Source organism: Pelomonas parva, assembly GCF_043555835.1.
In the GTDB taxonomy this organism is placed as follows: Bacteria; Pseudomonadota; Gammaproteobacteria; order Burkholderiales; family Burkholderiaceae_C; genus Pelomonas; species Pelomonas parva.
On record NZ_JBIGHV010000005.1, the window covers coordinates 50706 to 76086 of the forward strand.

At 71.3% G+C, this 25381-nt stretch carries 19 protein-coding genes and 1 pseudogene; 12 read left to right on the plus strand and 8 right to left on the minus strand.

Going from position 1 to position 25381, the window contains the following annotated elements; all coding sequences use genetic code 11:
- Nucleotides 1-8: 8 nt before the first annotated feature.
- Complete coding sequence (locus tag ACG00Y_RS14015; RefSeq protein ID WP_394479789.1) at nt 9-950, minus strand: LysR family transcriptional regulator; 942 nt, start codon at nt 948-950, stop codon at nt 9-11.
- 99 nt (nt 951-1049) lie between these two features.
- Between ACG00Y_RS14015 and ACG00Y_RS14020 the strand changes: the two genes are divergently transcribed.
- The 9 genes from ACG00Y_RS14020 (at nt 1050) to ACG00Y_RS14060 (ending at nt 9729) form a co-directional block, all read left to right on the plus strand.
- Nucleotides 1050-1973, plus strand: coding sequence for a DMT family transporter (locus ACG00Y_RS14020; RefSeq protein WP_394479791.1), 924 nt, complete (start codon nt 1050-1052; stop codon nt 1971-1973).
- A gap of 28 nt (nt 1974-2001) precedes the next feature.
- The gene (locus tag ACG00Y_RS14025) at nt 2002-3123 is read left to right on the plus strand and encodes a 3-deoxy-7-phosphoheptulonate synthase (protein ID WP_394479793.1); all 1122 of its coding nucleotides are present in this window, start codon (nt 2002-2004) and stop codon (nt 3121-3123) included.
- Nucleotides 3124-3238: 115 nt separating this feature from the next.
- Nucleotides 3239-3667: a DUF2141 domain-containing protein gene (locus tag ACG00Y_RS14030; RefSeq protein WP_394479795.1), complete on the plus strand. Its 429-nt coding sequence runs from the start codon at nt 3239-3241 to the stop codon at nt 3665-3667.
- Between the two features lie 10 nt (nt 3668-3677).
- Nucleotides 3678-5153, plus strand: a complete 1476-nt coding sequence (locus ACG00Y_RS14035; RefSeq protein ID WP_394479797.1) for a carotenoid oxygenase family protein — start codon at nt 3678-3680, stop codon at nt 5151-5153.
- Between the two features lie 181 nt (nt 5154-5334).
- Complete coding sequence (locus tag ACG00Y_RS14040; protein WP_394479799.1) at nt 5335-6006, plus strand: PEP-CTERM sorting domain-containing protein; 672 nt, start codon at nt 5335-5337, stop codon at nt 6004-6006.
- A 17-nt stretch (nt 6007-6023) separates the two neighbouring features.
- Nucleotides 6024-6674: a PEP-CTERM sorting domain-containing protein gene (locus ACG00Y_RS14045; protein WP_394479800.1), complete on the plus strand. Its 651-nt coding sequence runs from the start codon at nt 6024-6026 to the stop codon at nt 6672-6674.
- 5 nt (nt 6675-6679) lie between these two features.
- Nucleotides 6680-8449, plus strand: a complete 1770-nt coding sequence (locus ACG00Y_RS14050; RefSeq protein WP_394479802.1) for a glycoside hydrolase family 16 protein — start codon at nt 6680-6682, stop codon at nt 8447-8449.
- Nucleotides 8450-8500: 51 nt separating this feature from the next.
- The gene (gene rpiA, locus ACG00Y_RS14055; RefSeq protein ID WP_394479804.1) at nt 8501-9160 is read left to right on the plus strand and encodes a ribose-5-phosphate isomerase RpiA; all 660 of its coding nucleotides are present in this window, start codon (nt 8501-8503) and stop codon (nt 9158-9160) included.
- Nucleotides 9161-9162: 2 nt separating this feature from the next.
- On the plus strand, nt 9163-9729 hold the full coding sequence (locus ACG00Y_RS14060) for a hypothetical protein (RefSeq protein ID WP_394479806.1): 567 nt from the start codon (nt 9163-9165) through the stop codon (nt 9727-9729).
- A gap of 285 nt (nt 9730-10014) precedes the next feature.
- On the opposite strand, the pseudogene ACG00Y_RS14065 reads toward ACG00Y_RS14060, so the two are convergent.
- The 5 genes and pseudogenes from ACG00Y_RS14065 to ACG00Y_RS14085 all read right to left on the minus strand — a co-directional run.
- Nucleotides 10015-11115, minus strand: a pseudogene (locus ACG00Y_RS14065) (methyl-accepting chemotaxis protein); the annotation flags it as partial.
- 331 nt (nt 11116-11446) lie between these two features.
- Entirely contained in the window at nt 11447-13324 is a 1878-nt protein-coding gene (gene mnmC / locus ACG00Y_RS14070) for a bifunctional tRNA (5-methylaminomethyl-2-thiouridine)(34)-methyltransferase MnmC2/FAD-dependent 5-carboxymethylaminomethyl-2-thiouridine(34) oxidoreductase MnmC1 (protein ID WP_394479810.1), read from the minus strand.
- A 145-nt stretch (nt 13325-13469) separates the two neighbouring features.
- The gene (locus ACG00Y_RS14075) at nt 13470-14759 is read right to left on the minus strand and encodes an MgtC/SapB family protein (RefSeq protein ID WP_394479812.1); all 1290 of its coding nucleotides are present in this window, start codon (nt 14757-14759) and stop codon (nt 13470-13472) included.
- Nucleotides 14759-16129 carry an MBL fold metallo-hydrolase RNA specificity domain-containing protein gene (locus ACG00Y_RS14080; protein ID WP_394479814.1) on the minus strand — a complete coding sequence of 457 codons (1371 nt, stop codon included), beginning with the start codon at nt 16127-16129 and terminating at the stop codon, nt 14759-14761. The genes ACG00Y_RS14075 and ACG00Y_RS14080 overlap by 1 nt, the downstream gene beginning before the upstream one ends.
- Entirely contained in the window at nt 16126-16758 is a 633-nt protein-coding gene (locus ACG00Y_RS14085) for a Rossmann-fold NAD(P)-binding domain-containing protein (RefSeq protein WP_394479816.1), read from the minus strand. Before ACG00Y_RS14085 ends, ACG00Y_RS14080 begins: the two co-directional genes overlap by 4 nt.
- Nucleotides 16759-16913: 155 nt before the next feature.
- Between ACG00Y_RS14085 and ACG00Y_RS14090 the strand changes: the two genes are divergently transcribed.
- Nucleotides 16914-17579, plus strand: coding sequence for a type VI secretion system tube protein Hcp (locus ACG00Y_RS14090; protein WP_394479818.1), 666 nt, complete (start codon nt 16914-16916; stop codon nt 17577-17579).
- 7 nt (nt 17580-17586) lie between these two features.
- Nucleotides 17587-18333 carry a YkgJ family cysteine cluster protein gene (locus ACG00Y_RS14095; protein ID WP_394479820.1) on the plus strand — a complete coding sequence of 249 codons (747 nt, stop codon included), beginning with the start codon at nt 17587-17589 and terminating at the stop codon, nt 18331-18333.
- On the opposite strand, the gene ACG00Y_RS14100 is transcribed toward ACG00Y_RS14095, so the two are convergent.
- Nucleotides 18328-20241 carry a DUF3482 domain-containing protein gene (locus ACG00Y_RS14100; protein WP_394479822.1) on the minus strand — a complete coding sequence of 638 codons (1914 nt, stop codon included), beginning with the start codon at nt 20239-20241 and terminating at the stop codon, nt 18328-18330. The two genes, ACG00Y_RS14095 and ACG00Y_RS14100, sit on opposite strands and share 6 nt — an antisense overlap.
- 4 nt (nt 20242-20245) lie before the next feature.
- The gene (locus ACG00Y_RS14105) at nt 20246-24481 is read right to left on the minus strand and encodes an SNF2-related protein (RefSeq protein WP_394479824.1); all 4236 of its coding nucleotides are present in this window, start codon (nt 24479-24481) and stop codon (nt 20246-20248) included.
- Nucleotides 24482-24682: 201 nt separating this feature from the next.
- Here ACG00Y_RS14105 and ACG00Y_RS14110 point away from each other — a divergent pair, with 201 nt between their 5' ends.
- Nucleotides 24683-25294 carry a hypothetical protein gene (locus tag ACG00Y_RS14110; protein ID WP_394479826.1) on the plus strand — a complete coding sequence of 204 codons (612 nt, stop codon included), beginning with the start codon at nt 24683-24685 and terminating at the stop codon, nt 25292-25294.
- Nucleotides 25295-25381: the final 87 nt, after the last annotated feature.

Consider the following 25381-nt stretch of genomic DNA (forward strand, 5'->3'; position numbering starts at 1 on the left):
GGATTCTCTCAGTCACGGTCCCACGGCGGCACGTCGCCCATCTTCTCCAGCATGAAGTCGATCAGCGCGCGCACCTTGGGTGCTGGGTGGCGGCTCGGCAGGTAGACGGCGTAGAGCGTGTGGGCGTCCGCCAGGCCGCCGACCTGCTGCCAGCCGGGCAGCACGGCCCGCAGGCGCCCGGCGCGCAGGTCGGCACCAATGGCGTAGGTCGGCAGCACGGCCAGGCCCATGCCGGCCAGTGCCGCCACACGCAGGCTCTCGCTGCTGTTGGCGGTCAGCCCGCTCTCGAAGCGCAGTGAGCCGCGGGTCTCGACCTCGGCTTCACCCTGCTCGGCATGCCGGAAGCGCCAACGGTCGGGCGATTGCAGATAGCCGAAGCGCAGGCAGCGGTGACCGGCGATGTCGGCCACGGTCTGCGGCTCGCCCTGCGCCGCGAGGTAGGCCGGTGAAGCGCACAGCACGAAGCGGATGGCCGCCAGCCGCCGCGCCACCAGCCCGTCGGACGGCTTGTGCGTCAGCCGCAGCACCACATCGAAGCCTTCCTCGGCCAGGTCCACGTATCGGTCGTTCAGGCCCAGCACGACGTCGATCTGTGGGTGGCGGGCACAGAACTCGGCCATCAGCGCCGTGAACTGCAGGTTGCCGAAGGCCGTCGACACCGACAGCCGCAGTACGCCGCGCGGCTCGTCGCGGCGGCCGGCAAGTTCGGTTTCCAGCGCTTGCGCCTCGTCCAGCAGTCGTAGCGCACGGTCGTGGACGGCGCGGCCCTCGGCGGTGGGGCTGACGCTGCGTGTCGTGCGGTGCAGCAGCCGTGTGCCGAGCTGGTCTTCCAGCCGCACCACCTGTTTGCTGATGGCCGACTTGGTCGTGCCCAGCAGCCGTGCGGCGCCGGAGAAGCTGCGGGCGTCGACGACGCGGGCAAAGGCTTGCAGGTCTTCGAGGCGTCCCATGGCTGTGCTCCGTTTGGAAACTCTGAGTCGAATTTGTGGCCGATTGTGTCTCGTGGATTTGATTTCTAGAGTCGAGCCCTGCGTTTCAAGAGAGCCGCCATGTCCTCCACCTTGTCGCCCTGCCTGACCCGGTCGTTGCCGCCCAGCCGCTCGGCTCAGCTGTTGTCCGCCGTCGCCGCGTCCAGTCTGCCGCTGCTGTTCATCCTGTTGTGGAGCAGCGGCTATGTGGCCGGCAAGATCGCCTTGCCGCACACCGGGCCCCTGACGCTGCTGACGCTTCGCTTCGGCCTGGCTGCCGTCGTGCTGCTGGCGGTCGCAGGCGCCACTGGCGCGCCCTGGCCGCAGCGTGTGCGCGGCTGGGTGCATCTGGCTGTCGTCGGGCTGCTGATGCAGGTGCTGCACTTCTCCTGCATCTACTTCGCGCTGCAGTGGGGCTTGAGCGCTGGCGTGGCCGGACTGCTGATCGGGTTGATGCCGCTGGCGACGGCGCTGGGCGCGCACCTGTGGCTGGCCGAGCGGCTGAATGCCCGGCAGACGCTGGGCCTGCTGGGCGGCCTGGCTGGCGTGGCGCTGGTCATCGCCGACAAGCCCCTGGGCGGCGCCTGGACGGCCTATGCCGTCGCGAGCCTTGGCCTGCTGGGCCTGGTCGCCGGCACGCTGTACCAGAAGCGCTTCTGCGCCCACATGGACTTGCGCAGCGGCGCCGGCATCCAGATGGCCGTGTCGGCGGCGGCCGTGGCTGCCGTTGCGGGGCCGCTGGAGGGCTTCGCCATCGACTGGACTTTTGAGCTGATGGGTGCCTGGCTGTGGCTGGCCCTCGTCAACTCCATCGGCGCCTTCAGCCTGATGTTCGTCATGATTCGGCGCGGCCAGGCGGGGCAGGTGGCGCGGCTGTTCTTCCTGATCCCGGGCGTGTCGGCACTGATGGGCTTCGTGCTGCTGGGCGAGCGGCTGGCGCCGCTGGCGGTGGCCGGCTTCGCGCTGTCTGCACTGGCGGTGTGCGCGGCAGCGGGCAAGAAGTGACAATGCCGGGCTTGCCCCGGAGCCCCACATGAAACCCCTCGACGACCCCAGCCACGACCGTGAAGTTGGCTCGCGCGACGAAACGCGCGACACCACGCGTACCGACGACACCCGCATCGGCGCCGTGCGCGCGCTGATCAGCCCGGCGCTGCTGCTGGAAGAGCTGCCTATTCCCGACGCGACGCTGGAGCTGGTCGAGAAGGCGCGCCAGGAGATCAGCGACGTGCTGCATGGCCGAGACGACCGGCTGCTGGTCATCGTCGGCCCCTGCTCCATCCACGACCATGACCAGGCGATGCAGTACGCCCACCTGCTGAAGGCCGCGCGCGAGGAGCTGAGCCGCGACCTGCTGGTCGTCATGCGCGTCTATTTCGAGAAGCCGCGCACGACGGTGGGCTGGAAGGGCTACATCAACGACCCGCGCCTGGATGGCAGCTTCCACATGAACGAGGGCCTGCGCCTGGCCCGCCAGCTGTTGCTGGACATCAATGGCCTGGGTCTGCCGGCGGGCACCGAGTTCCTCGATCTGCTGTCGCCGCAATACATCTCCGACCTGATCGCCTGGGGCGCCATCGGCGCGCGCACGACGGAGAGCCAGAGCCACCGCCAGCTGGCCTCGGGCCTCTCCTGCCCGGTCGGCTTCAAGAACGGCACGGACGGCGGCATCAAGGTCGCCAGCGACGCCGTGCTGGCCGCCAGCAGCGCCCACGCGTTCATGGGCATGACCAAGATGGGCACGGCCGCCATCTTCGAGACGCGCGGCAATTCGGACTGCCACGTCATCCTGCGCGGCGGCAAGGCGCCCAACTACGACGCGGCTTCGGTCAGCGCCGCCTGCGATGCGCTGAAGGCCTCGGGCCTGCGCGAGCAGGTCATGGTCGACTTCTCGCACGCCAATTCCAGCAAGAAGTACGAGCGCCAGATCGACGTGGGCCGGGACGTGGCGGGCCAGATCGCCGGCGGCGATGCACGCATCACCGGCGTCATGATTGAGAGCCACCTGCAACCGGGCAGGCAAGACCTGGCCGAGGGCCAGACCAAGGCCGACCTCAAGCCCGGTGTGTCCATCACCGACGCCTGCCTGGGCTGGGCGCAGACGGAGCCGCTGCTGCGCGAACTGGCCACTGCGGTGCGCAAGCGGCGCGGCTGACGGCGGCAGCGCCACCGTTCACGCCGGCCAGACGCCAACCGTCGCAGCGCGCTCGCGCGGCGGCGGGGCGGTTTTCAGAATTCAGCCATTCCCACTGCTGAACCTGGAGATCGCGATGAAGAAAGTCCTGCTCACTGCCGCCCTGATCGCCCTGCTGCCGCTGAGCAGCCAAGCGGCCGACGTCACCCTGGAAGTCGAGGGCCTGGACGCCAGCCGCACGGCCGGCGCCGCGCTGCTGGTCGGCATCTACACCGAAGCCGGCCAGTGGCTGAACAACGCGGCCTCGGGCCAGCGGTTCGCGCTGGATGCGGCGGTCGGCGGCAAGGTGACCGTCGTGCTGAAGAACCTGCCCGCAGGTCGCCTGGCCTTGAGCCTGTACCAGGACGCCAACGGCAACGGCAAGCTGGACATGAACGCGATGGGCATGCCGACCGAGCCCTACGGCTTTTCGAACAACGCCAGCGGCAGCTTTGGCCCGCCCAAGTTCGAGCAGGCCGTGCTGACGCCGGTTTCCGGCACCGCCGTCAAGGTTCGCCTGAACTGACGGATCAGCGATGAGCACGACGCGCCGCTCACTCCTCGCTGCGCTGCTGGCCGGGGGTATCAGTCCAGAACTGCTGGCGCTCGGCCTGCCGGGCTTTGCCGTCGATGCGCCGGAGCTGGCGCCGCTGCGGGGCCTGGGTGGCGAGGCGCTGGACGCCCCTGCCGCCGCCATCGAAGGCCGCCTGCCCGCCGGCTTGAGCGGTCGCTACTTCCGCAACGGCCCCGGCCTGATGCAGCGTGCCGGCCAGCGCTACCGGCACTGGTTCGATGGTGACGGGTTGCTGCAGGCCTGGACCTTGGCCGATGGCCGCGTGAACCACCGCGCCCGCTTCGTGCAGACCGAGAAGTTCCGCGCCGAGCAGGAGGCCGGCCGCTTCCTGCTGCCCGCCTTCGGCACCGCCATCCCCGCCGAGCGCCCGGTGCGCGGGTCGGACAGCGTCAACGCTGCGAACACCAGCGTGCTGCTGCAAGGCAACTCGCTCTACGCCTTGTGGGAGGGCGGCAGCGCCTACGAACTGGACCCGGCGACGCTGGCCACGCGCGGCGTCAAGGCCTGGTCGGACGAGTTGCGCGGCATGCCGTTCTCGGCCCATCCCAAGGTGGAGGCGGACGGCACGGTGTGGAACTTCGGCACCGCCAACGGCCGGCTCGCGGTCTACCAGATCGGCGCCGACGGCCAGGTGCGCCGCCACGCCGTGCTTGATGTGAAGGCGCCGGCCATGCTGCATGACTTCGCCGTGTCGCAGCGCCACCTCGTCTTCCTGCTCGCGCCCATCACGATGGACTGGGCGGCCGTTCGCGGCGGCCAGTCCATGCTGGAGGCGATGCGCTGGGGCGCCGATCAGCCCACGCGCGTGCTCGTCATCGATAAGGCGGATTTCAGCAAGCGCCGCGTCCACGAGATGCCGGCCAGCCATGTCTTCCACTTCGGCAATGCCTGGGACGACGGCCGCCTGCTGCGCGTGGACTATGTGCAAGGCGTGCCGCTGCCCGAGTTCAACGCGGCCGCCGAGCAGATGATGCGCGGCGAGCGGCCGGTGCGTGCCGACTCCACGCCGCGCGTGTTGGAGATCGATCTGCTAACCGGCCGGCTGAGCGTCACCGCGCGCAGCGAGGCCGTCGAGTTCCCGGTCGTCGACCCGCGCGTGGTGGCGCAACGGCATCGCTTCGTCTGGTACCCCACGGCCGTCGACACCGGCGCGCGTTGGGGCTTCAACGGCCTGATGCGGCTGGACATCGACAGCGGCGCCCGCGAGCGCTTCAGCTTCGGCAACGACGTGGTCGTCGAGGAGCATGTGCTGGTGCCCAAGCCCGGCAGCACCCGCGAAGGCGAAGGCTGGCTGGTCGGCATGGGCTACGACGTGAAGCGCCGTCGCAGTTTCCTGAGCGTGTTCGACGCGATGCGCCTGGCCGGCGGTCCGTTGGCCCGCGCCTGGCTGCCCTATGCCGTGCCCTACGGCTTCCACGGCCGCTTCTACCCGGCCTGAGCGACTGCCCCCTGCTTTCCCTTGGGGCAGGGCACACCACATTGACAGCCTTCTGCAAGGCCCCTAATGTCGCGCCGTTTGCTGAAAGCGCTTTCAGAAAGCGCTTTCACTTTCGGCGACCGACAGCAGTACGTCGTCGCCTCGCACGGGATGAACCCGTACCCAAAACCAAGGAGACGACATGCTGAATCTGAAGGCCCCTGTGGCCATCGCCACCCTGTTGCTTGCTGGCGCTGCGGGCGCAGCGACCACCAATGGCATTGCCAACGGCGGGTTTGAGACCATCAACCCCGCCACCAACCTGCCATTCGGTTGGGCAGGGGGTGATTCGTCCGCCCCGGTGCTGTCCGACGAAGCCCACACCGGCGCGCATTCGATGCTGCTGAGCCGGCCCGGTGGCTTCGGCGGGTCCGCGCTGGAACAGAACTCCCTGGGCGACGGCGGTCTGCCGGCGCTGACGGCAGCCAACGTCGGTGACACCCCGTGGCTGAACTTCTGGGTCAAGGGCGATGTGAGCCCCACCGGCAACGCCAAGTACTCGCTGAGCTACATCGGCGACGGCGGTGTGGTTCTGTACGACAGCGGCTTGCAGCACTTCATGGACGGCAACGCCAAGACCGATTGGACGCAGATCAGCTTCCAAGCGGCGGCCATTCCGGCCGGCGCCCAGGCAGTCCGCTTCTTCATCAACACCGCCGTCGGTCCGCTGCTGGATGGCCGCGTCAATGCGATCTACGTCGACGACATCCAGCTGACGCTGACGACGGCCCCCGTCCCCGAGCCCAGCAGCTACGCGCTGTTGGCCGGCGGGCTGGCCGTCCTGGGCATGGCTGTCCGCCGCCGTCGCGCCTGAGAACCACGGAGAACCCCATGCAATTCCACATCCATGCCCTCTCCAAGGCCGCCGCTGTCTTGCTGCTGTGCGGTCTCGCCGCGCAGGCCGGCGCCCAAACCGTCGTGCTCGACACCTTCAACGAAGACACCGGCTGGCTCACCGGCTGGCCCAACCCGCTGCGCTTCGGTGAAGACATCGCCATCCCCTTCGACATCGCCAGCGCAACATCCATCCAGTCCATCCTGACGTCGCTTGTCCGCGTGGACGGCAGCGGGGGCGTCACGCTCGGCGTCGTGGCCCGCCAGGGCGCGCTGCCGGGCAGCCTTGCCTGGCTCCACAGCACCCATGTCGATCCGACCTCCGTCGATGCGTTCGTGCACAACACGCTGGTGTCGCCCAGCGGCTGGTCGCTGGACGCTGGCAGCTACTGGCTGGTCGCGGTGGCGGATGCCGGCTTCGAAGGCCAATGGCAGAGCGGCACCGACGCCGGGCCGGCCGCGTATGCCGTCAGCACGTCGTCGGGAGTCTGGACGAGCGTCGACTCCTCGTTCACCGGCATGCCGGGCGCACGCATCACGGTCACCAGCGCCGTGCCCGAGCCGTCCACCTACGGCCTGATGTTCGCTGGCGGCCTGCTGCTTGCCGCCGTCGCCCGCCGCAAGTCCAACACCCGCCAGCAAGGATGAACGCCATGACCCGTCAACACATCGCCCGGGCCCTCGTGGGCGCCGCGCTGGTGGCCGTCAGCGCCGCCGCGTCCGCCAGCGTCACCAGCCCCGTCATCGGCAAGCTGCTCTGGTCCGAGGAATTCAACGGCGCCAGCCTGGACGGCTCCATCTGGACCGCCACCACCGGCAACGGCTGCCAGATCGGCCTGTGCGGCTACGGCAACCAGGAGCTGCAGTACTACAGCCCCAACAACCTCAGCATCGCCAACGTGCCCTTCGAGCCGGCCACGCGCGCGCTGGCCATCACGGCCCGGCGTGAGGTCGTCGGCAGCAACCAGTTCACCTCCGGGAAGATCGACACGGCCGGCAAGGTGCAGGTCAAGTACGGCATGGTCGAAGTCCGTATGGCCAGCCCCAAGGTCGGCGTGGGCCTGTGGCCAGCCGCGTGGATGCTGGGCACCAGCCCGCAGGTCTGGCCGCGCAAGGGCGAGATCGACATCATGGAGCAGGGCGGCCGCCAGCCCGCCGGCCTGCCGGCCATCTCGCCGGAGCAGTTCGTCGGCGCCAACGTCATCACCTTCAACGAGGCCGCCTGCGTGCCCGGCAACGAGAGCTGCGCCGCGTCCACCGCCTGGCAGACCAAGAACTGGTACACGCCGTCGCGCTCGCTGGCCAACCGCTTCGTCACCTACCGCCTCTATTGGACGGACACGCAGATCCGCTTCAGCGTGCTCGACAACGGCCGCGAGTACGACATGTACAAGGCGCCCATTTCCACGGTCGGCTCGCCCGCGCTGCAGGCGCCGTTCTACCTGCTGCTGAACCTCGCCGTGGGCGGCAACTTCACGCCCGCCGCCACGCCGGCGCAGATCACCGCGCCGCTGCCGGGCACGACCTATGTCGACTACGTGCGCGTCTACGAGCTGGACGGCAAGGGCGAAGTGAAGCTGGGCCTGGGTATCGAGCCCGAGACCGGCAAGTTCGGTGTCTTCACCGACAACACGCCGGTCGATGCCAAGCAGGTGCCGGGCGTGTCGTCGGACGTCTACATCTGGAACCAGGGCTCCATGACGGCGGGCGACATCCCGCCGTTCGAAGGCACGGGCGTGCTGGCCTTCGGCTACTTCGCACCGGGCCAGTGGTTCGGCGGCAGCATCCAGTCGCGCCAGGTCCGCGACATGAGCGGCTTCCGTAACGGCAACATCAAGCTGAAGATCAAGGTGCCGGCCAACGTTGCCTTCAGGATCGGCATGCAGGACACCTACACCAACCAGAACGCGGTGACCTTCCCGGCCAACACGACCGCCTACGGCCTGGTGCGCAACGGTGAATGGGGCACGGCCACCATCCCCGTGGCCGAGATCGCCGGGCCGCGCATCGCGCTGCAGTCCATGCTGGACATGTTCCAGTTCTTCAGCGTCGACGGCGCCCTGCCGAACGCGCAGTTCCAGATCGCCTTCGACGACATCATCTGGGACTCCGGCGTCGCAGGCGCGGCTCCGATGGCGCTGGCCAGTGTGGCCGCACCGACCGGTGTGACGAATGGCCAGGCCGTGCAGGTCGGCTCGGGCATGCTGGCCTTCTCGGCCACGGCGCCGGACTGGGTGGACGTGCACTACACCGTCAACGGCGGCGACGCCCGCACGGTGCGCCTGTACCAGGACGGCACCAACAGCCGCTACACGGCCAGTGGGCTGAAGGCGGGTGACGTGGTCGAGTACCGCTTCACCAACTGGGACAGGCAGCGCCAGGTGGCGGTCGATTCGCCCGCGAAGAAGATCGTCATGAAGTAGCCGCGAGACGGGACGGGTGGCGGCGCTGCTCGTCCCGGCAAAATCGCGGCCATGAACCAAGACCAGCTCAAGCAACTCGTCGGCCGCGCCGCCCTGGACTACGTCACCCCGGGCCAGGTCCTCGGCGTCGGCACCGGCTCCACCGTGGACTGCTTCATCGACGCCCTGGCCGCCAGCGGGATTGCCATCCCCGGCGCCGTGTCCAGCTCTGAGCGCTCGACGCAGCGGCTGCTGAAGCACGGCATCAAGGTGCTGGACGCCACCGAGGTGACCGCCCTGGCCGTCTACATCGACGGCGCCGACGAGATCGACGGCAAGGGCTTCATGGTCAAGGGCGGCGGCGCCGCGCTGACGCGCGAAAAAATCGTCGCCGACCTGGCCGAGAAGTTCGTCTGCATCGCCGACGAATCCAAGCTCGTGGCCACGCTGGGCAAGTTCCCGCTGCCCGTCGAGATCATCCCCATGGCCGCCGCGCAGCTGACGCGCCACTTCGCCAAGCTGGGCGGCGATGCCAAGCTGCGCGCCGGCGTCGTCACCGACAACGGCGGCCACATCCTCGACGTGACAGGTCTTGCCATCACCGACCCGCTGGCCTTCGAGGCCGAGGTCAGCCAGTGGCCGGGTGTCGTCACGGTCGGCGTGTTCGCCCGCCACAAGGCGCAGGTCTGCCTGCTGGGCGGTGCCGGCGGCGTGAAAACGCTGACGTTCTGAGCTTGCGCCGCCCGCCGCGCAAACCGGCCGGCTTCAACGCGGCCTCGCACGAGCGCCACCACTGGTGGCGCAGCCTGCTGCTGAAGCTGGCGCTGGGCGGCGTTTCCGTGGCCGTGCTGTGGTGGGTGATCGGCGGTATTGCCGGCCTGCTCCTCGGCCTCTTGATCGCGGCGCGGGCGTTGGGGCCGGCGCTGGCGCCGGACCTGCTGGCCCTGGCTGGCACGGCCTGGCGCGGCCTGCGCCATCTGGCCTTCCGGTCCGTGGAAGGGCGCTACTACCAGTTCAAGGGCCACCGCATCCGCGTCGAGGACGACGAACTGCTGCCCCGGCGCTGGCTGGCGCTGCAAGACCTCTCGACGGCACTCGGCGCGCCGATACCGGCTGCGGTGCTTGAGCGGCGCGGGCCCGAGGCTTTGTTTGAGCAGCGTGACGGGCTCTATGTGCGCGACGAGGTCGTGCTGATGTGGCTGCGCGAGCAGCGCGACGACCGCGCCGGCCGGCTGGCGCACTGGATAGAGCGCGAGGTCTGGCTCCCGGCCCGCGGGCGCAAGGGCAACTACCAAACCTAGATCCGGCAGTTGAGCGCTCGCTACTCATTGAAAGTCTTGACGCATCAACACCTTGCTCAGTGCTCGTCGGTCACCACTTCGGTGAGCAGCGCTGCACGCCCGCTGGGCTGGCGCTTCGGGCCGCTGACCGCGTTGCTTCTCCTCGTGGGCAGGAGCCCGCTTCGTCGTCGCGCCTTGCCAGCGACCCGCCTCGCCAGCCCCTCAGGCGCGCCCAACTGCCAGATCTAGGTTGAAAAGCAAAAAGCCGGGCAAGGCCCGGCTTCCAGTGGCGAGGCGCGTTGCGCCTCAGAAGGTTTCCCAATCGCTGTCGCTGCCAGCGGGCGCTGGTGCGGGGGCGGGGCGTGGTGCCGGGGCGGACGCCGCTGGGGCCGGGGCCTTGCGGGCCACCGGGGCGGCGGCCGGCTTCCGGGCGGCCGGGGCGGCGGGCTTGTGTGCAGACACCGGCTTGTGCGCGGGCGCCGGTGCGCGGCTGGCCACCGGGCGCGGGCGGTCGTTGCCGAGCTTGAACACGCTGATCGCCTCGGCCATGCGGGCCGACTGCTCGCGCAGGCTCTCCGCCGCAGCGGCCGATTCCTCGACGAGGGCGGCGTTCTGCTGCGTCATCTGGTCCAGCTGCACGACCGAGCCGTTGACGACGGCGATGCCCTCGCTCTGCTCGCGGGCGGCGGCGCTGATCTCGCCAATGATGTCGGTCACACGCTGCACGCTGGCAACGATCTCGGTCATCGTTGCGCCCGCCGCCTGCACCTGTTGCGTGCCGGAGTCGACGCGCTCGACGCTGGCACTGATCAGGCTCTTGATCTCCTTGGCCGCCTCGGCGCTGCGCTGGGCCAGCAGGCGCACCTCGCCGGCCACGACCGCGAAGCCGCGGCCTTGCTCGCCGGCTCGCGCGGCTTCCACGGCCGCGTTCAGCGCCAGGATGTTGGTCTGGAAGGCGATGCCGTCGATGGTGCCGATGATCTCGTTGATCTTGCGCGAGCTGTGGCTAATCTGGTCCATCGTCGCAACGACCTGCGAGACCGCATCGCCACCTCGCTGGGCCACCGCAGCGGCCGAGCTGGCGAGCTGGTTGGCCGTCATCGCGGCGTCGGCCGTCTGCTTGACCGTGCCGGTCAGTTCGGACATCGACGAGGCGGCGTTCTGCAGGTTGCTGGCGGTCTGCTCTGTGCGCTGGCTCAGGTCCAGGTTGCCGGTGGCGATCTCGGCGCTGGCGGTGCCGATGCTGTCGGCCGCGCCGCGCACTTCGCCGATCAGCTTCTGCAGCGAACGCTGCGTGCCGTCCAGTGCAGTCAGCAGGCGGCCGAGGTCGCCGGTCGCGTTGCTGGGAATGGGGTGGGTCAGGTCGAAGCGAGCCAGCGCCTCGGCAGCCTCGGTCGCGGCATGCAGGCTGGAGCCGCTGCCGCCGCCGCTGGTCGCCAGCGCGAACAGGCCGGCCACCCAGGCAACCACCAGGCTGCCGATGAGCCAGGTCTTCGCCGCGCCTGGGTTGTCGCCCGAGAGCGCCACGCCGATGCCGATGGTGACCACGCCGAGCACCAAGCCCAGCGCCACCTTCAGTCGTTGAGAACCGCTGCCAGAACCGAACATGCCGTCGTCTCCATCAATTTTGAACAGGAAGGCCGGCATGGGCCGGCAAACCAGCGGAGTGTGCGCCCGGGCCTGTCGGGGCGGACGGGCGATCAGCGCTGCAAAGCGGCAATAGTTGCTCGAACGCGGGTCAACTGCCGGAACGCCGTTGCCGGCGCAACGCGAAGCGCTGCGGGTCGATGGCGTCCAGCAGTTCGGCCTCCAGCGGCCGGGGCGCGCCCAGCGCCAGCGCCGCCACCAGCCGTCCGGCCAGCGCCGCCCAGCCAATGCCGCGCGACGCGAAGCCGGTGCAGACGACGAGGCCCGGCCGGCGCGGCTGCAGGCGCAGCTGCGCCGCCAGCGGGCCCGGCGCGGCGAGGCCGCCGATGAGGGGCATGCGGTCCGGCGCGACCAGGCGCCAGGCCACGCGGCCGGCCAGCGGCGCCTGCGGTGCTTCGGCAAGGCCGGCCAGGCGGGCGTAGCGGGCCAGGTTGTCGGCCTGGTCGGCTTCGCGCAAGTCGGGGTCGAGGTCACCGTCCTGCGCCGTCGCGCCGCACCACGCGCCGCCCCGGCCATCGGCGATCGCGTAGCCGTCACCGGCCACGGGCACGCCCGGCTGCCAGGGCGCGTCGGCCAGATGCGTGAGCTGGCCGCGCTGCACGACCAGGTCGTCGGCCAGCGGGCCCAAGTCACTGAGCAAGGACAGCTGGCCGTGGCCGCCGGCCAGCACGACGAGTGTCACTTCGTCGATGAGATGGCCGTCTGCAGCCAGCAGCTGCCAGCAGCCCGGGCACTCGCGCAGCGCGGCGACAGGCGTGTTCAGCATCAGCTTGGCGGCGCTCGCGGCCAGCATGGCGCGCACGTAGGCGGCCGGGTCCACCGCACCGCCGCCGGGGTAGAACCAGGCCGGATGGCCCAGCGCCGTGCCGGCGCGTGCCGAGGCCTCATCGGCGGACAGCGGCTGCACATAGCCGGGCGCTTCGAGCATCTGCGCCAGCGCCAGCCGCGTCTCCAGCCGCAGCAGGCCGCGTTGATGGGGCAGGCCCAGCTCGGCCAGCAGGCTTTGCGTGGCCAGCGATGCCGCGCGGTTGAAGCGCGCGTGTGGGCCATCGTCGGGGTTGACCGTGCCGTGGAAGAGGCCGGCCGGGTTGCCCGAGCTGGCGTGGGCCGGGCCGGGCAGCGCGTCGACGACGGTGCAGGCCACGCCCTGGCGCGACAAGGCCCATGCACAGGCCGCACCGGCGAGACCGGCGCCGAGGATGACGGCGCGCTTCGCACCGGGCGCCAGCGCCTCGCGGCCGGCCGGGCGCTGCAGCAGGTGGCGCGGCGCGAAGCGGGCGACCGTCATCTCCGGCTTGTTGGCAAAACCCTGCGCCAGCGCCACGCCGAAGCCCAGGGCGGTCAGCGTCCGGCGCATCGGGCGGTGGATGCTCCACGTCGCCAGCGTCGTGCCGGGCCGGGCATGGCGGGACAGGCTCTTCAGCAGCCAGTCGTCCCACAGCTCAGGGTTCAGCTTGGGCGCGAAGCCGTCCAGGCAGATCGCGTCCGCCTCCAGCACCAGTTCGCGCAGCAGTTCGCGGGCGTCGCCCAGGCCCAGCAGCAGCTCGACACGGCCACCCTCGAAGCTCAGCGTGTGCAGCCCCGCAGTCAGCGGCGGCCAGCGCTCGATGAGCTGCGCTGCCAGTTCGGGCAGCTCGCTGGCTGCATGCGCCCGCGTCAGGTCGTCGCGCCGTAGCGGGTGCTTCTCAACGCTGACGAAGACGAGCCGCTCGCAGCGTGCCGGGTCTTGTCGCCAGGCGTCCCAGGTGGCGAGGAAGTTGTTGCCCAGCCCGAAGCCGGTTTCGAGCACGACGAAGCGCTCGCGCCCCTGCCAGCGCCCGGGCAGGCCGTTGCCGGCAACAAAGACATGACGTGACTGCGCCTGCGCGCCGGCCCGGGAGTGGTAGACATCGCCGAAGGCCGGCGAGGCGGGGGCAGCCGGTTCGGAGAAGTCGACCTCGGCGGGCGTGACGACGGCGCGCGCGGTCATTGATGCACCCTTCGGCCTGCGGCCTTGCCCGGCCGACGGATCGGCCAGGCGTTCGTCAGGCTTGAGATGCCTATCAGGCATCTCAAGTCCGGTCTCACTCCCGCCAGGCGGGAGCGAGCTTGCTTTGGGCGGCCCAGCGCGGCGCTCATGCGGCGCCGCCGGGCAGCAGCAGGGCCAGGCCAATGCCAAGCGCCAGCGGCAGGGCCAGCGCCGGGATGACGAAGCGCGCAAAGCGCCAGCCGCCTGCGGCCAGCGCCGTGACGCCGCGCGTCACGCTGTTGCACGCCAGGGCCAGCAGCAGGCCAAGCAAGACCTGACCCGGCGTGATGCTGCCGGCCGCCTGCAGGCCGGCCAGCGAGGCGATGGGCGCATGCGCGTCGGCAAAGGCGGCGAGGGCCACGGCGCCGTACAGGCCCGAGCTGCCGAAGTGCTCGCGCGCCCAGCTCACCGCCACGGCCACCGCGCTGAGCATCAGCGACAACGCCAGCGCCTCGCGCAGCCGCAGCGGGCCCGCGTCGCCCGGGCCGGCGGGCGCAGCGCCGGCCTGCTCGACACGGCGCGAGCGCAGCGCCAGCAGCCCGCCCATGCCGCCGCACAGTGCCATGCCCAGCAGCGCCACGGGCAGCACCGCCATGGCGGCGGCTGGGGCCAGCGCGAACAGCATGAGCAGCGCCTGCAGCCAGGTCGCGCTGGTGGACATGACGGCGCCCGCCGCGCAGGCCAGCGCCAGGCCCGGCTCGCTGCGCGCATGGGCGCCCATGGCGGCGATGGTGGCCGTGCTGGACACCAGGCCCGACAGCAGCCCCGACAGCGCCAGCCCCGCCTGCGGCCCGGCCAGGCGCAGCGCGACATGGCCCACCGCCTGCAGCACCAGCAGCAGCAACATCAGGCCCATCAGCGAATGCGCCTTCATGCCAGCCAGCCAGGGCAAGGGCTCTTGCGGCATCAGCGGCAGCACCACCAGAGCCAGCGCGCCCAGCAGCAGGCCGTCGTGCAACTCCTCCTCGCGCAGCACCTGTGTGGCAAAGCGGTGCAGCCGCGTGCGTGCGGCGAGCAGCGCCGTCACGACGACGGCCGCCGGCGAGCCCAGCAGGGGCGCCGTCACGCACAGCGCGCCGATCAGGTAGGTGACGAGCAGGGCGATCTCCGTCGTCAGCCCGGGATCGCGGCCCCGGCTGCGCAGATGCGCGCTGGCGGCCAGCGCCGTGATGGCCAGCGCGCCCACCGCCAGCAGCCCCGGCGCCTGCAAGGCCTGGCACAGCGCACCGGCCAGCGCGGCCAGCGTGAAGGTGCGCAGGCCGGCCGGTTCGCGGTGCGGCCCGCGCTTCTTGTGGCGCTCACGCTCCAGGCCGATCAGCAGGCCGCTGCCCAGTGCGGCGGCCAGCCCGACGATCAGGTCAGCCGGGACGCCAAAAGCCTGGCCCAGACCGTCCATCACCAATCGACGGTCTCGCCGTGCTGCGGCACGCGCACGCGCAGGCCCAGCTCGTCCTGGATGCGGCAGCGCAGCGCGTCGGCGGCCGCCGGTTCGCCGTGCACGACGTAGACCTGCTCGGGCGGCCGAGGCAGCGCCCGCAGCCACTGCAGCAGGCCGTCGGCGTCGGCGTGGCCGGACAGGCCATCCAGGTGGCTGACCTCGGCGCTCACCGGCACCCAGCGGCCACGGATCTTGATCTCGCGCTCGCCCGCCACCATGCGCGCACCGCGCGTGCCACCGGCCTGGAAACCGGGGAAGGCGATGTGGTGGCGGGCCTGGGGCGCGAGCGTCTCGATGTAGTTCAGCACCCGCCCGCCGGTGGCCATGCCGCTGGCCGAGATGACGACGGCCGGCCGCGCGCGCGGCTGGGCCAGCGAGGCAGCGAGCTTGAGGCTCTGGGCCTGCTTGGTGACGTAGTGGACGCGGTCGGTCAGGCTGCGCGCCTCGCTGGCCGAGATGCGCAGCAGCCGAGCGTGCTTGAGCGTGATCTCGGTGGCCTGCTCGGCCATGGGGCTGTCCAGCCAGATGGGCACGTCCAGCGGCAGCTCGCCGGCATTGCGCAGCCGCTGCAGCAGCAGCAACAGCGCCTGCGCGCGGCCGACGGCGAAGCTGGGCAGCAGCACCGAGCCGCCGCGCTTGAAGGTGGTGCGCAGGATCTGCGCCAGCCGCGCCTGCACGTCCTCGGCCGGGTGCAGGCGGTTGCCGTAGGTGGATTCGATCAGCACCACGTCGGCTGCGGGCGGCACTTGGGGCACGGGCATCAGCAGGTCGTTCACCCGGCCGATGTCGCCCGAGAACAGTAGGCTGCGGCCACCCTGGCTGACGTGGATGGAACTGGCGCCCAGCAGGTGGCCGGCGGGCGTGAAGCGCACCTCAGTGGCGCCGAGCCTGAGCTTGCCGTCGCGGGGCAGCGGCGCGAAGGCCTTCAGCGTCGCCTCGGCCTCGCGCACGCTGTACAGCGGCAAGGCTTTTTCGTGGTGGCTGGTGTGCTCGCGGTTGGCGCGGCGGGCGTCTTCCTCCTGCAGGTGGGCGCTGTCGCGCAGCAGCACGTCGCAGAGATCGCGGGTCGCCGAGGTCGTGTAGATGGGGCCCTTGAAGCCCTGGCGGCGCAGTGCGGGCAGGTAGCCGCAGTGATCCAGGTGGGCGTGGGACAGCAGCACCGCGTCGAGCTGCATGGCGGGTGCCCCGAGCGCGGCCCAGTTGCGCTCGCGCAGTTGTTTGTAGCCCTGGAACAGGCCGGCGTCGAGCAGCAGACGCTGCTCGCCGAGTGTGAGCAGATGGCGCGAGCCGGTGACGGTGTCGGCGGCGCCGAGGAAGGTCAGCTTCATGGGGCTCCCAGGGTTTGCATGGCGCCTGATTCAAGCACTTGCACGGGCGGGCCGCCTTGCGCGAGCGCAAGCCGCAGCGCACGTGCCACGCGGCCCGGCGTGATGGGCCGCCAGGGCCTGGGGATCAGGCCGGCGATGGGCCGCGCCAGTCGCAGTGACCAGGACTCGCCGCTGCGATGTGGCTGGTCCGGCCGCTCGCCATCCAGCAGCGAAGGCCGGGCGATGACGAGGCGTTCAAAGCCCAGCGCGATCAGCGCATCCTCGGCCTCGCCCTTGACCCGGTTGTAGAAGACGGCCGAGCGCGCATTCGCGCCCATGGCCGAGACCAGGCCGCAGCGCGTGGCGCCGGCCTCACGCGCAGCACGCGCGACGGCGACGACCGCGTCGAAGTCCACCGCGCGAAAGGCCTCTCGCGAGCCGGCCTGGGCCATGGTCGTGCCCAGCGCGATGTAGACGCTGCCGGGCGCGGGCAGGGCGGCGAAGCACTCGGGTCGGGCGTAGTCCACCGTCATCGCGCCCGGCTGCGGCCTGCGCACCAGAGCAATGGCCTCGGGCAGCTCGGCGCGCAGCGCCCGGCCCACAAGGCCGGTGGCGCCGGCAATCCAGCTCGGTTCGGGGGTGTGTGGCATGGCGGGCATTGTGGCGGCCGCCACCCAAGCGAGCGGGGCGGTCCGACCGATTGAGGACGGTGCGGGCAATCCCTGAAGCGGCCGGCCAACATGGCGCGAAGCCCCGGCCTAGAGTGCCCGGGCCGCATTGGCAGGTTTTCTCAAGGATGGTCGACATGAAAGCACTGATCGGGGCACTCGCCGTCACCACCGTGTTCGCCACCGCGCCGGCTGCGGCGGCGGGCGTGGACTATCTGCTGGAGATCGAGGGCATCAAGGGCGAGTCCAAAAGCACGGTGAAGGCCAGTGCCATCGATCTGCAGTCCTGGTCCTGGGGGCTGTCGTTGACCAGCTCCATCGGCGGCGTGGGCAAGGTCTCACTGCAGGACTTCCACTGGACACAGTACGTGGACTCGACGGCCCCCCAGTTGCTCGGCTGGTTCGGCAGCAACAACCTGGACCGTGACGTGACCCTGACCGCCACCCGCACCGACGCGAAAGCCGGCGACTTCTCGTTCTTCGAGATCGCCTTCGGGGACAGCTCGCCGTCCAGCTTCCTGCTTGGCGGCAGCGCCGGTGCCGGCACCGAGGGCCTGATGGTGCAGGCCAGCGTGCTGGTGACCTCGGCAACGATGAGCTACCGCACCTCACCGACGGCGGCCTGGACCACAGGCAGGTTCAGCGTCGCCGATGACCGGCTGCTCTTCAGCGGCGACCCCATCGTGCTGCAGGGCTACGCGCTGGCCGTGGCCGGCGTGGTGCCCGAACCGTCGACCTGGGCGCTGATGCTGGGCGGCCTGGCGCTGACCGGCTGTGCGGCCCTGCGCCGACGCCGGGGCTGAGCGGCCGATGATGAACGCGCCGGCGCTGCGCATCCGCCTCGCGCTGCCTGGGCGGCGCGTCGAGGTGGCGCACCCGGCGCCCACGGGGCCGGCGCGGCTCGATGAGTTGCTGCCCTTCATGTATGCGGTCGACGACGCAGCCATCGCCGTGGCGGTGGGGCAGGCGCGCAAGAGCGGTGCGAACGTGTCCTGCGCCAAGGGCTGCTCGGCCTGTTGCAAGCGCCAGCCGGTGCCGGTGACGCCGGCCGAGGCCCATGGCCTGGCGCGCCGCGTGCAGGCGCTGCCGCAGCCGCGCCGGGCCCGCGTCGAACAACGCTTCGCCGATGCCGTCGCGCAGTTGCGCGCGGCGGGCTTGTTCGACACCTTCATGCGCGACACGCCCATCGACGGCCCCGCGCAGGCGCGCGACGCCGCCACGGCCTACATGGCGCTGGGGCTGGTCTGCCCCTTCCTGGAGGACGACGCCTGCAGCATCCACGCGCAGCGGCCGTTTGTCTGCCGGCAGTACCTCGTCAGTTCGCCGCCGGCCCTGTGCGCCGACCCCTTGCAGCAGCCGGTCGCCGTGCTGGACATCCCGGTGCGGCCGGCTGGCGCGATGCTGGCCTTGACCCCGCCGCTCGGAGGCAAGCCGGCCTTTACCGTGCCGCTGGTGCTGGCGCTGGCCTATGCCGCGCGCCACGCCGACACACCACCGCGCAGCGACGATGCCCGCCAGACGCTGGCGCAGTGGCTGGACGGCTTGCTGCCTTCATGAACCCGCCGCCGCGTCTGCGGCCCGCAGCAAGGTCTCGCAGGCCTGCGCAAGCAGCGTCGACAGCCGTTGCTGCACCTCGGGTGGCTCACCCTGGAAGGCGTCTGGCCAGGCCAGCGCGTTGATGGTGGCCTGCAGCTGCGCGGCGGGCAGCTGCAGGCCGATCTGAGCCTGCCAGACGCGCAGCACTTCGTCGGCCAGCAACGACGCGGCCTGCGCCAAGTCGATCTGCAAGGCGGTCGTGCGCCGCCCCTGGCGGCGGTTGAACCATTCCGTGAGCCCGCTGCCGGCGACACCGCCGACGACGGCGCCGATCAGCGCCCCGGCGCCCAGCGTCAGCCCGCCTGCCGCCAGGTCCGCACCCAGGCCCGTGGCCGCGCCGCCCATGGCGCCGCCCAGCACCGAATTGCGCACGACGGGGCGCGGCCGCACCACCTGGTGCGGCCAGTCCTCAGCGGCCGATGGCGTCGTGCCGCTGGCGGCGTCCTGGCCGTACAGCTCGCACAGCTTCTCGGCCAGCAATTGCAATTGCTGCTCCACCGCCTTGCGCAGTTGCGCTTGCGGTTCGGCGCCTTCGGGCAGGTGCAAGGGCTGCAGGCACAGCGTGGTCAGGGCTTGCGCCATGAGCTGCCGGGCCTGGGCCTCGCGCTCGCGAACCGGTGTCTCCCAGGCTTCGAGCAGGCGTTGCCAGGCCGGCTGGCGGGCGGCCGGCCACAGCGTGCCCAGCGCGCGCAACTGGCGGCTCTGCGCCGGCCAGCCAGGCGTTGTGGCGGGCAGGCTGTCGGCGGCCACGCAGGCATCGAAGGTCGGCGTGGGGGCGGGGCTCGCGTTCAGCAGCGCCAGCGCACGGCCGCTCCAGGTGGCCGGCAGGGTTGCAGGTGCCGCGTCAGCCAGCGTCACCAGCAGGCGGTCGCCCTCCGGGCTGCTGAGCCGTTCGCCGGCCCGGCCCAGCAGGGTGCCGGCCAGGCGACGCTGCGGGTCGATCACCATCAGGCGCAGGTCGGCCGGCCCGCTGCCCACCTGCAAGGGCAGCGCGCGCGCCAGGCGCCAGCTGCGCCAGGCCGCGTGCAGCACCAGCAGCAGGCGCGGCAGCGCAACGAGCGCCACCGTCGCCGCCAGCAGATGCAGCCAGTCCGCGGCCAGCGCCTGGGGGCCTTGCAGCGCGGCGTGGCGCAGCGGGGCCACGTCGGGCACGGCCAGGCCGCTGAGCCAGGCGGCTGGGGCCAGCAGCACATCGGCCAGGCGCTGCACCTGGGCGGCGTCGAGGTAGGTGCTCTCCCAGCCGATCAGGATCTCCAGCCCGAGCGCACGCAGGTAGAGGCCGCCGATCAGCCCCAGGTTCAGCCCCAGCAGCGCCAGGTGCCACAGCAGCGCGCAACGCGCCGCCTGCAGCGGCAGGCTGAGCAGCCACCAGTGCGCCAGCGCTTGGTTTGCTCGGCCACGAGTGCCTGGCGTCAGCAGGCGTTGCCACAGGCGCAGCACCGGCCCTTCCTTGGCCTGCGGGTTCGGCCGCCTGAATGCCAGCACGAACAGCAGGCCGTAGGCCAGCAACTGCAGCGCCAGCACGCTCCACAGCGGCAGCGCCAGCAGGTTGAGTTGCTGGCCGCCCAGCCGGTCCAGCCCCAGGCCCAGCGCCAAGCCCACCACCAGGGCCGCCAACGCCCAGCTGCCCGACCACAGCGGCCGCGCCAGCAGTTCCGTCAGCCGGTCATCACGCTCGCCTAGGCGCCGCGCCGCGTGGCGCGCCCGTGCCAGGCGGAAGTCGGCGGCGGCACCCTCGGCCCGCGCCTGTTGCGTGGCCCAGCGGGCGTCGTCAGCGGACCAGAGCGCGCCCACCGCGTTGCTTTCGGCCCAGTCCAGCAGCGCCACGCGCCGTGCGGCTGCCTCGGGGGCCACGAAATCAGGTGTCAACGCTTCAATCCTCCAGCAGCGCCGCCAGCGCCTGCGCGTCCAGCGGGCTGGCCTGTTCGTGGCCTTCCAGCATGCCCTCGGCCAGGCCGCGCTTGTCGCGGTGCAGCTCGATGATGCGCTCCTCCACCGAGCCGGCCGTCACCAGCCGGTAGACGGTGACAGGTCTTGCCTGACCCATGCGGTGGGCACGGCCGGCGGCCTGGTCTTCGGCGGCGGGGTTCCACCAGGGGTCGACGATGAGCACGTAGTCGGCCATCGTCAGGTTCAGGCCGAAGCCGCCGGCCTTCAGGCTGATCAGGAAGACCTCGCCCTCGCCACGCTGGAAGGCGGCGACGCGCTTGGTCCGCTCGGCCTGGGGCGTGCTGCCGTCCAGGCGCTGGAAGGGCAGGGCCATCTGCGTCAGGCGCTCGCCCAGCAGGTCCAGGTAGTCGGTGAACTGGCTGAAGACGAGGGCCTTGTGGCCGCCGTCGACCAGCTCGCGCACGATGCGTTCGAAATCGGCCATCTTGGCGCCCACCAGGCCCAGCTCGGGCGACACCAGGCGCGGGTCGCAGGCGGCGCGGCGCAGACGCATCAGCTCGGCCAGCACCTGCATGGGCGCGGCGCGTTCGTTGCCTGCGGCGGCCGCGGCCACGGCGGCCTGCGCATCGCGGCGCAGAGCTTCGAGGAAGTGGCGCTCGGCCTCGCTGGGCTCCACACGGTGGACGATCTCGGTGCGCGGGGGCAGGTCTTGCAGCACCTGCGCCTTGGTCCGGCGCAGCAGGAAGGGCGCGACGATGCGGCGCAGCCGGGCGCGGGCCGGCGCGTCCTGCTGGCGCTCGATGGGGCCGGCAAAGCGCTCGTTGAACTGCTGCGGCGTGCCCAGCAGGCCCGGGTTGATGAGATTCATGATGGACCACAGATCGGCCAGCCGGTTCTCCACCGGCGTGCCGGACAAGGCCAGGCGGAAGTCCGCATCGAACTCGGCGACCGACTTGGCGCGCTTGGTGGTCGCGTTCTTCAGCGCCTGGGCCTCGTCCAGCACCAGCGTGGCCCAGCGGCGCGCGGCGAAGCCGTCGGCATCGATCTGCGCCAGCGCGTAGCTGGCGACGATGACATCGCCCGGGCCGGCGGCGGCCAGCATGGCGCTGCGGTCAGTGGCTTGGGCGTAGACCTGCACGGTCAGGCCGGGCGCAAACGCGGCGCACTCGGCCGCCCAGTTGCCACAGACCGACGTGGGCGCCAGCACCAGGGCCGGGCCCTGCGCGCTGCGCTCGATCAGCAGCGCCAGCGTCTGCACGGTCTTGCCCAGGCCCATGTCGTCGGCCAGGCAGGCGCCGAAGCCGGCGGCGGCCAGGCGGCTCATCCAGGCGTAGCCCTCGGCCTGGTAGGCACGCAGCTCGGCGCGCAGTGATTTGGGCGTCTGCGGCTGCAGCGCGGCGGCGGCACCGAGCTGGTCCACGCGCGCCCGCCAGGCCTTGTCGCCGCCCAGGTTGACCCCGGCCAGGCCCTGGTCCAGCCAGGCGGCGCTGGCGTGGGGCAGTTGCAGCTCGCCCTTCTTCGTCTGGGCGAGCGAATCCAGGTCGCGCAGCTGTTGGCGCAACTGCTCGGACAGCGCCAGGTAGTGCCCCTCGGCCATGCGCACGAAGCGGCTCTTGCTGGCGCGGCTGAGCGACAGCAGCTCCTGCAGGCTGACGACGCGGCCTTCTTCGACCTGCACCTCGCCGGTCACGCCCAGCCAGTCGCGGCTGCTGCTGACCTGGATCTGCACGGCCTCCGCCGCTACCGCCAGCACGCGCACTGGCTTGCCCTTGGGCCAGTCCAGCGCGGCGATTGCGGCCAGGCCGGGCAGGCGCTCGACGGCGGCGAGCGCTTCTTCAGCATCGGCCAGCAGCCAGGGCTGGTCGGGCGGCTGCTCGGGGTCAAGGAAGGGCAGGGCCTCGATGACGGCGGCGCGGTGACCGGCCTCGGCACCCAGGTCGCGCTCGGTGGCCAGGCTCACGCCCTCGTGCAGGCACATCAGCCGCGCGCGGCCCAGGCCAGGCGTGACGGCGGGGCCGAAGTCGCCAAAAGGCTGGGCCACCAGCAGCAGCTGCAGGCCCTCGCCCTGCGGCGTGAGGCGGGCATGCAGGCGGCTGTCGCCTGTCACGCGCTGGCCGGCATCGGCGTCGCTGTGCAGCTGGAAGTGGCCGGTCAACACCTGCAGCGCCGCGCCCAGCTCGGCGGTGGCGTTGGCCGGCACCTTCCAGCCCTGGCTGACCAGCTCGGCGACGCGACGCTGCGTGGGCGTGATGCGGATCAAGCGCGCCCGGCCGGGCCCCTCGCGCAGCACGCGCTGGGTGTTGCGGCGCTCGCGCTCGGCGTCGGCCTGGGCGCCAAAGAGCATGCCGGCGTGTGGCGGCTCGGCAGCAACCAGCGGCGGGTGCAGGTGGAACTCGAAGGCGTCGTTCGGCGATGTGCCCACGCGGCGGACTTCCAGCTCCGGCAGGCCCTCGGCAAGCTCGACCCACTGGCCCGGCGCGTCGGCAAACATCAGGTGCGGGTGGCCGATCAGCGCGACCAGGGCCTGGCTCACGTCCAGGCGCAGGTCATGCACGCCGGCCCAGGCATCGCGCTCGATGTGGCGCAGCACCAGGTTGTCGCGGCTGCGCTGGGCGCCCTGCTTCTTCAGCTTGGCCAGCGTCACGGCCTTGAACTTGGTGAGGCCGCGCGCGCTGGTGGTGATCTCCAGCGGCTCCAGCGTGTGCACGCGACCGGCGGCGTCCAGGCTGAGCTGCCAGGCCAGCTCGGGCTTGGTCGCGGCGCCGGCGGGCTTGCCGTCGTCGCTGAGGGCGGCGATGGCCGCGAGCGCGTCCTGCCAGGCCTGGCGCGGCTGGCCCAGGAAGTTGGCGATGCGGGTCGGGCCCGCGCCACCCAGCTCCAGGCGCTGCAGAGCGGCGCGCAGGTGGTCGGCCAGCAGTGCCTGATCAGGGCCCAGGCCGGCGAGCAGGTGTTGCGCGAGCGCGGGCGTCCAGCCCGGCGCGGGCTTGCCCAGCCAGGCGGCGAGCAGCAGACAGTCCACTTGCTCGGCATCGCCCGGCGCGCCGGGATGGAAGGCGGCTTCCAGGAAGCTGTCCTCGCCCAGCTTCACGCCGATGCCATGCGCCCACAGCCCCCAGGCCTCGTAGGCCGTCGGGCTGCGGCTGCCGGACTCGGCAATGGCGTACTTGCGCGCCTGCGCCCAGGCCTTGGGATCGTCCTGGGCCAGCAGGCTCAGCAGGTACAGGCGCGCGGTGTCCAGCGACAGCGCGTTGCGGCGGCTGCGGCTGGCCGTGTGAATGGCCTTGATGGTGGCCTCGAAGCCGGCGCTGGCCTCGGCCCAGCGGCCGTCGACGAGGGCGCGCGTGGCCGCCAGCAGCGTCACGCCGGGACCGGCCAGGCCGCGCAGATGTTGCTCGGCACTGTCCAGCTGCAAGGCCAGCATGTCGGCCTCGGCCAGGCGGGCGCGCATGGGGATGCTGAGGGGCTGGGCGGTGGTCTGCAGCCAGGTGCGCAGTTCGGCGCGTACCGGATGACCGGCCGGCAGCACGTCCAGCAACTGGCCCAACAGGCCGTCGCGCAGGTCGGCGTCGATCTGGCCCAGCAACTGCGGGCACCAGGGATCGACCAGCGCCTGCACGGCCAGCATGGGGCTGGACAGCTCCTGCAGACGCGTGGTGAGCAGCTCGTGGAACTCGGCCGCCGGCATGCCCGAATAAATCATCAGCCGCAGCACCGTGCGCATCTCCTCGGGGCCGCGGAAGTTGACCCAGCCGATGGGGTCCTGCCAGTCGCCCCGGCCGGAGCCCGACAGCCACAGGCGCTGGCGCCAGTAGCGCTCGTGGCCGGGCGCGGCGAGCAGGGTCTGCAGGCGTTCGACGTGGTCGGCCAGCGTGACGCGCGTGCCCTTGCCGTGCAGCCCGTCGGCGCGGCCCTGCGCGACGAGGGCTTGCAGGCCGTCGCGGGTGGCGTAGTGGTCGAAGGTCTCGCCATTGGCGCGCTCGCGGCCGGTCAGCGACAGCCATTGCATGACGGTGTTGATGCTGGCCGTGCCGCCCAGCAGCAGCAGGGCGTCGAGCAGCGTCTGCAGGTCGGCCTCGGGCAGGGCGGCGGGTGTGGCGAGCTGCTCGGTCCGCTGGGCCGCTGCGGCCGTGCGGCCTCGGCGCAGCATCTCTTCGGCGGTGACGACGCTGCCATCTGGCAGCTGGAACTTGAGTGAGTTGTCGAGCGGGGAACGGGCCATGGGGCGGGATTAGATCAGCCCCTCTTGAGGAGCCGGGGTTGGCAGCGCCCGTGTTTCAACGGTAGCGGCAAGCGGCACCCGCCTGCTGCAATTGAAACCATCGCTCGCCTGCGGGGAACGGCATTGATACCGCCGATCCAGACACTGATCTGCATCGCGACACGTCGTCGTGAACCTTTGCAAACCCTAAGGGAGATCGCCATGTCTTTGCGTCACATCCTCATCGGCGCGGTCGCGCTGGCCTGCAGCGCCGCCGCTCAGGCAGGCCTCGTCAGCTACAGCTTCGTCGCCGTTGGCTTTGACGCGGCGGCCGGCGGAACGCTGACGGGCAGCCTGGTCGTGGACATGGACGCCGCCGACTCGGATGCGCAGCTCACGCGCGGCGCCTACGACAGCGGCGCCAAGCTGTCGGGCAGCGTGTCGGGCGGCGTGCAGGACGGCAAGGCGTACTCGAACGAGAACAAGCGGATCTTTGTCGACGCGGATATGGACAGCATCTACAGCTTCATCGACCTGAACGACCCATGGCCGGTTTTCCAGCTGTCGTTGCAGGCCGCACCGGGCGTCGATGCGCTGACGACGGGCGCCATGCCTTACCTGTATCTGGAGGACTTCCCGGCTCGTCACGAAATCCGCTTCCAGATGCCCGGCGAGGCTCAGTACCGCTACGAAATCACCTCGTTGACGAGCAGGGACCTGCCACCCCGCGATGGTGCGCATGAGCTGCCGCTGCCGGGTACGGCGCCGCTGGTCATGGCGGGCCTGCTGGGCCTCGGCTGGGCCAGGCGCCGGGCCGCCACGCAGCTGCCTTGAGGGCCAGCTGCCGATGTGCGAGCCCTGAGCCGCAGCGGCGGTCGCCCAGCAAAAACGGCCTGCCCCGTGAGGGACAGGCCGTGAGCG

What these genes read in the sequence shown, in the direction of transcription:
- ACG00Y_RS14095 (WP_394479820.1), top strand. Translation starts at nt 17,587, where the DNA reads ATGATGAACGCGCCGGCGCTGCGCATCCGCCTCGCGCTGCCTGGGCGG.
- ACG00Y_RS14090 (WP_394479818.1), top strand. Translation starts at nt 16,914, where the DNA reads ATGAAAGCACTGATCGGGGCACTCGCCGTCACCACCGTGTTCGCCACC.
- ACG00Y_RS14035 (WP_394479797.1), top strand. Translation starts at nt 3,678, where the DNA reads ATGAGCACGACGCGCCGCTCACTCCTCGCTGCGCTGCTGGCCGGGGGT.
- ACG00Y_RS14045 (WP_394479800.1), top strand. Translation starts at nt 6,024, where the DNA reads ATGCAATTCCACATCCATGCCCTCTCCAAGGCCGCCGCTGTCTTGCTG.
- rpiA (WP_394479804.1), top strand. Translation starts at nt 8,501, where the DNA reads ATGAACCAAGACCAGCTCAAGCAACTCGTCGGCCGCGCCGCCCTGGAC.
- ACG00Y_RS14075 (WP_394479812.1), bottom strand. Translation starts at nt 14,759, where the DNA reads ATGGACGGTCTGGGCCAGGCTTTTGGCGTCCCGGCTGACCTGATCGTC.
- ACG00Y_RS14110 (WP_394479826.1), top strand. Translation starts at nt 24,683, where the DNA reads ATGTCTTTGCGTCACATCCTCATCGGCGCGGTCGCGCTGGCCTGCAGC.
- ACG00Y_RS14105 (WP_394479824.1), bottom strand. Translation starts at nt 24,481, where the DNA reads ATGGCCCGTTCCCCGCTCGACAACTCACTCAAGTTCCAGCTGCCAGAT.
- mnmC (WP_394479810.1), bottom strand. Translation starts at nt 13,324, where the DNA reads ATGACCGCGCGCGCCGTCGTCACGCCCGCCGAGGTCGACTTCTCCGAA.
- ACG00Y_RS14080 (WP_394479814.1), bottom strand. Translation starts at nt 16,129, where the DNA reads ATGAAGCTGACCTTCCTCGGCGCCGCCGACACCGTCACCGGCTCGCGC.
- ACG00Y_RS14085 (WP_394479816.1), bottom strand. Translation starts at nt 16,758, where the DNA reads ATGCCACACACCCCCGAACCGAGCTGGATTGCCGGCGCCACCGGCCTT.
- ACG00Y_RS14025 (WP_394479793.1), top strand. Translation starts at nt 2,002, where the DNA reads ATGAAACCCCTCGACGACCCCAGCCACGACCGTGAAGTTGGCTCGCGC.
- ACG00Y_RS14030 (WP_394479795.1), top strand. Translation starts at nt 3,239, where the DNA reads ATGAAGAAAGTCCTGCTCACTGCCGCCCTGATCGCCCTGCTGCCGCTG.
- ACG00Y_RS14020 (WP_394479791.1), top strand. Translation starts at nt 1,050, where the DNA reads ATGTCCTCCACCTTGTCGCCCTGCCTGACCCGGTCGTTGCCGCCCAGC.
- ACG00Y_RS14015 (WP_394479789.1), bottom strand. Translation starts at nt 950, where the DNA reads ATGGGACGCCTCGAAGACCTGCAAGCCTTTGCCCGCGTCGTCGACGCC.
- ACG00Y_RS14050 (WP_394479802.1), top strand. Translation starts at nt 6,680, where the DNA reads ATGACCCGTCAACACATCGCCCGGGCCCTCGTGGGCGCCGCGCTGGTG.
- ACG00Y_RS14040 (WP_394479799.1), top strand. Translation starts at nt 5,335, where the DNA reads ATGCTGAATCTGAAGGCCCCTGTGGCCATCGCCACCCTGTTGCTTGCT.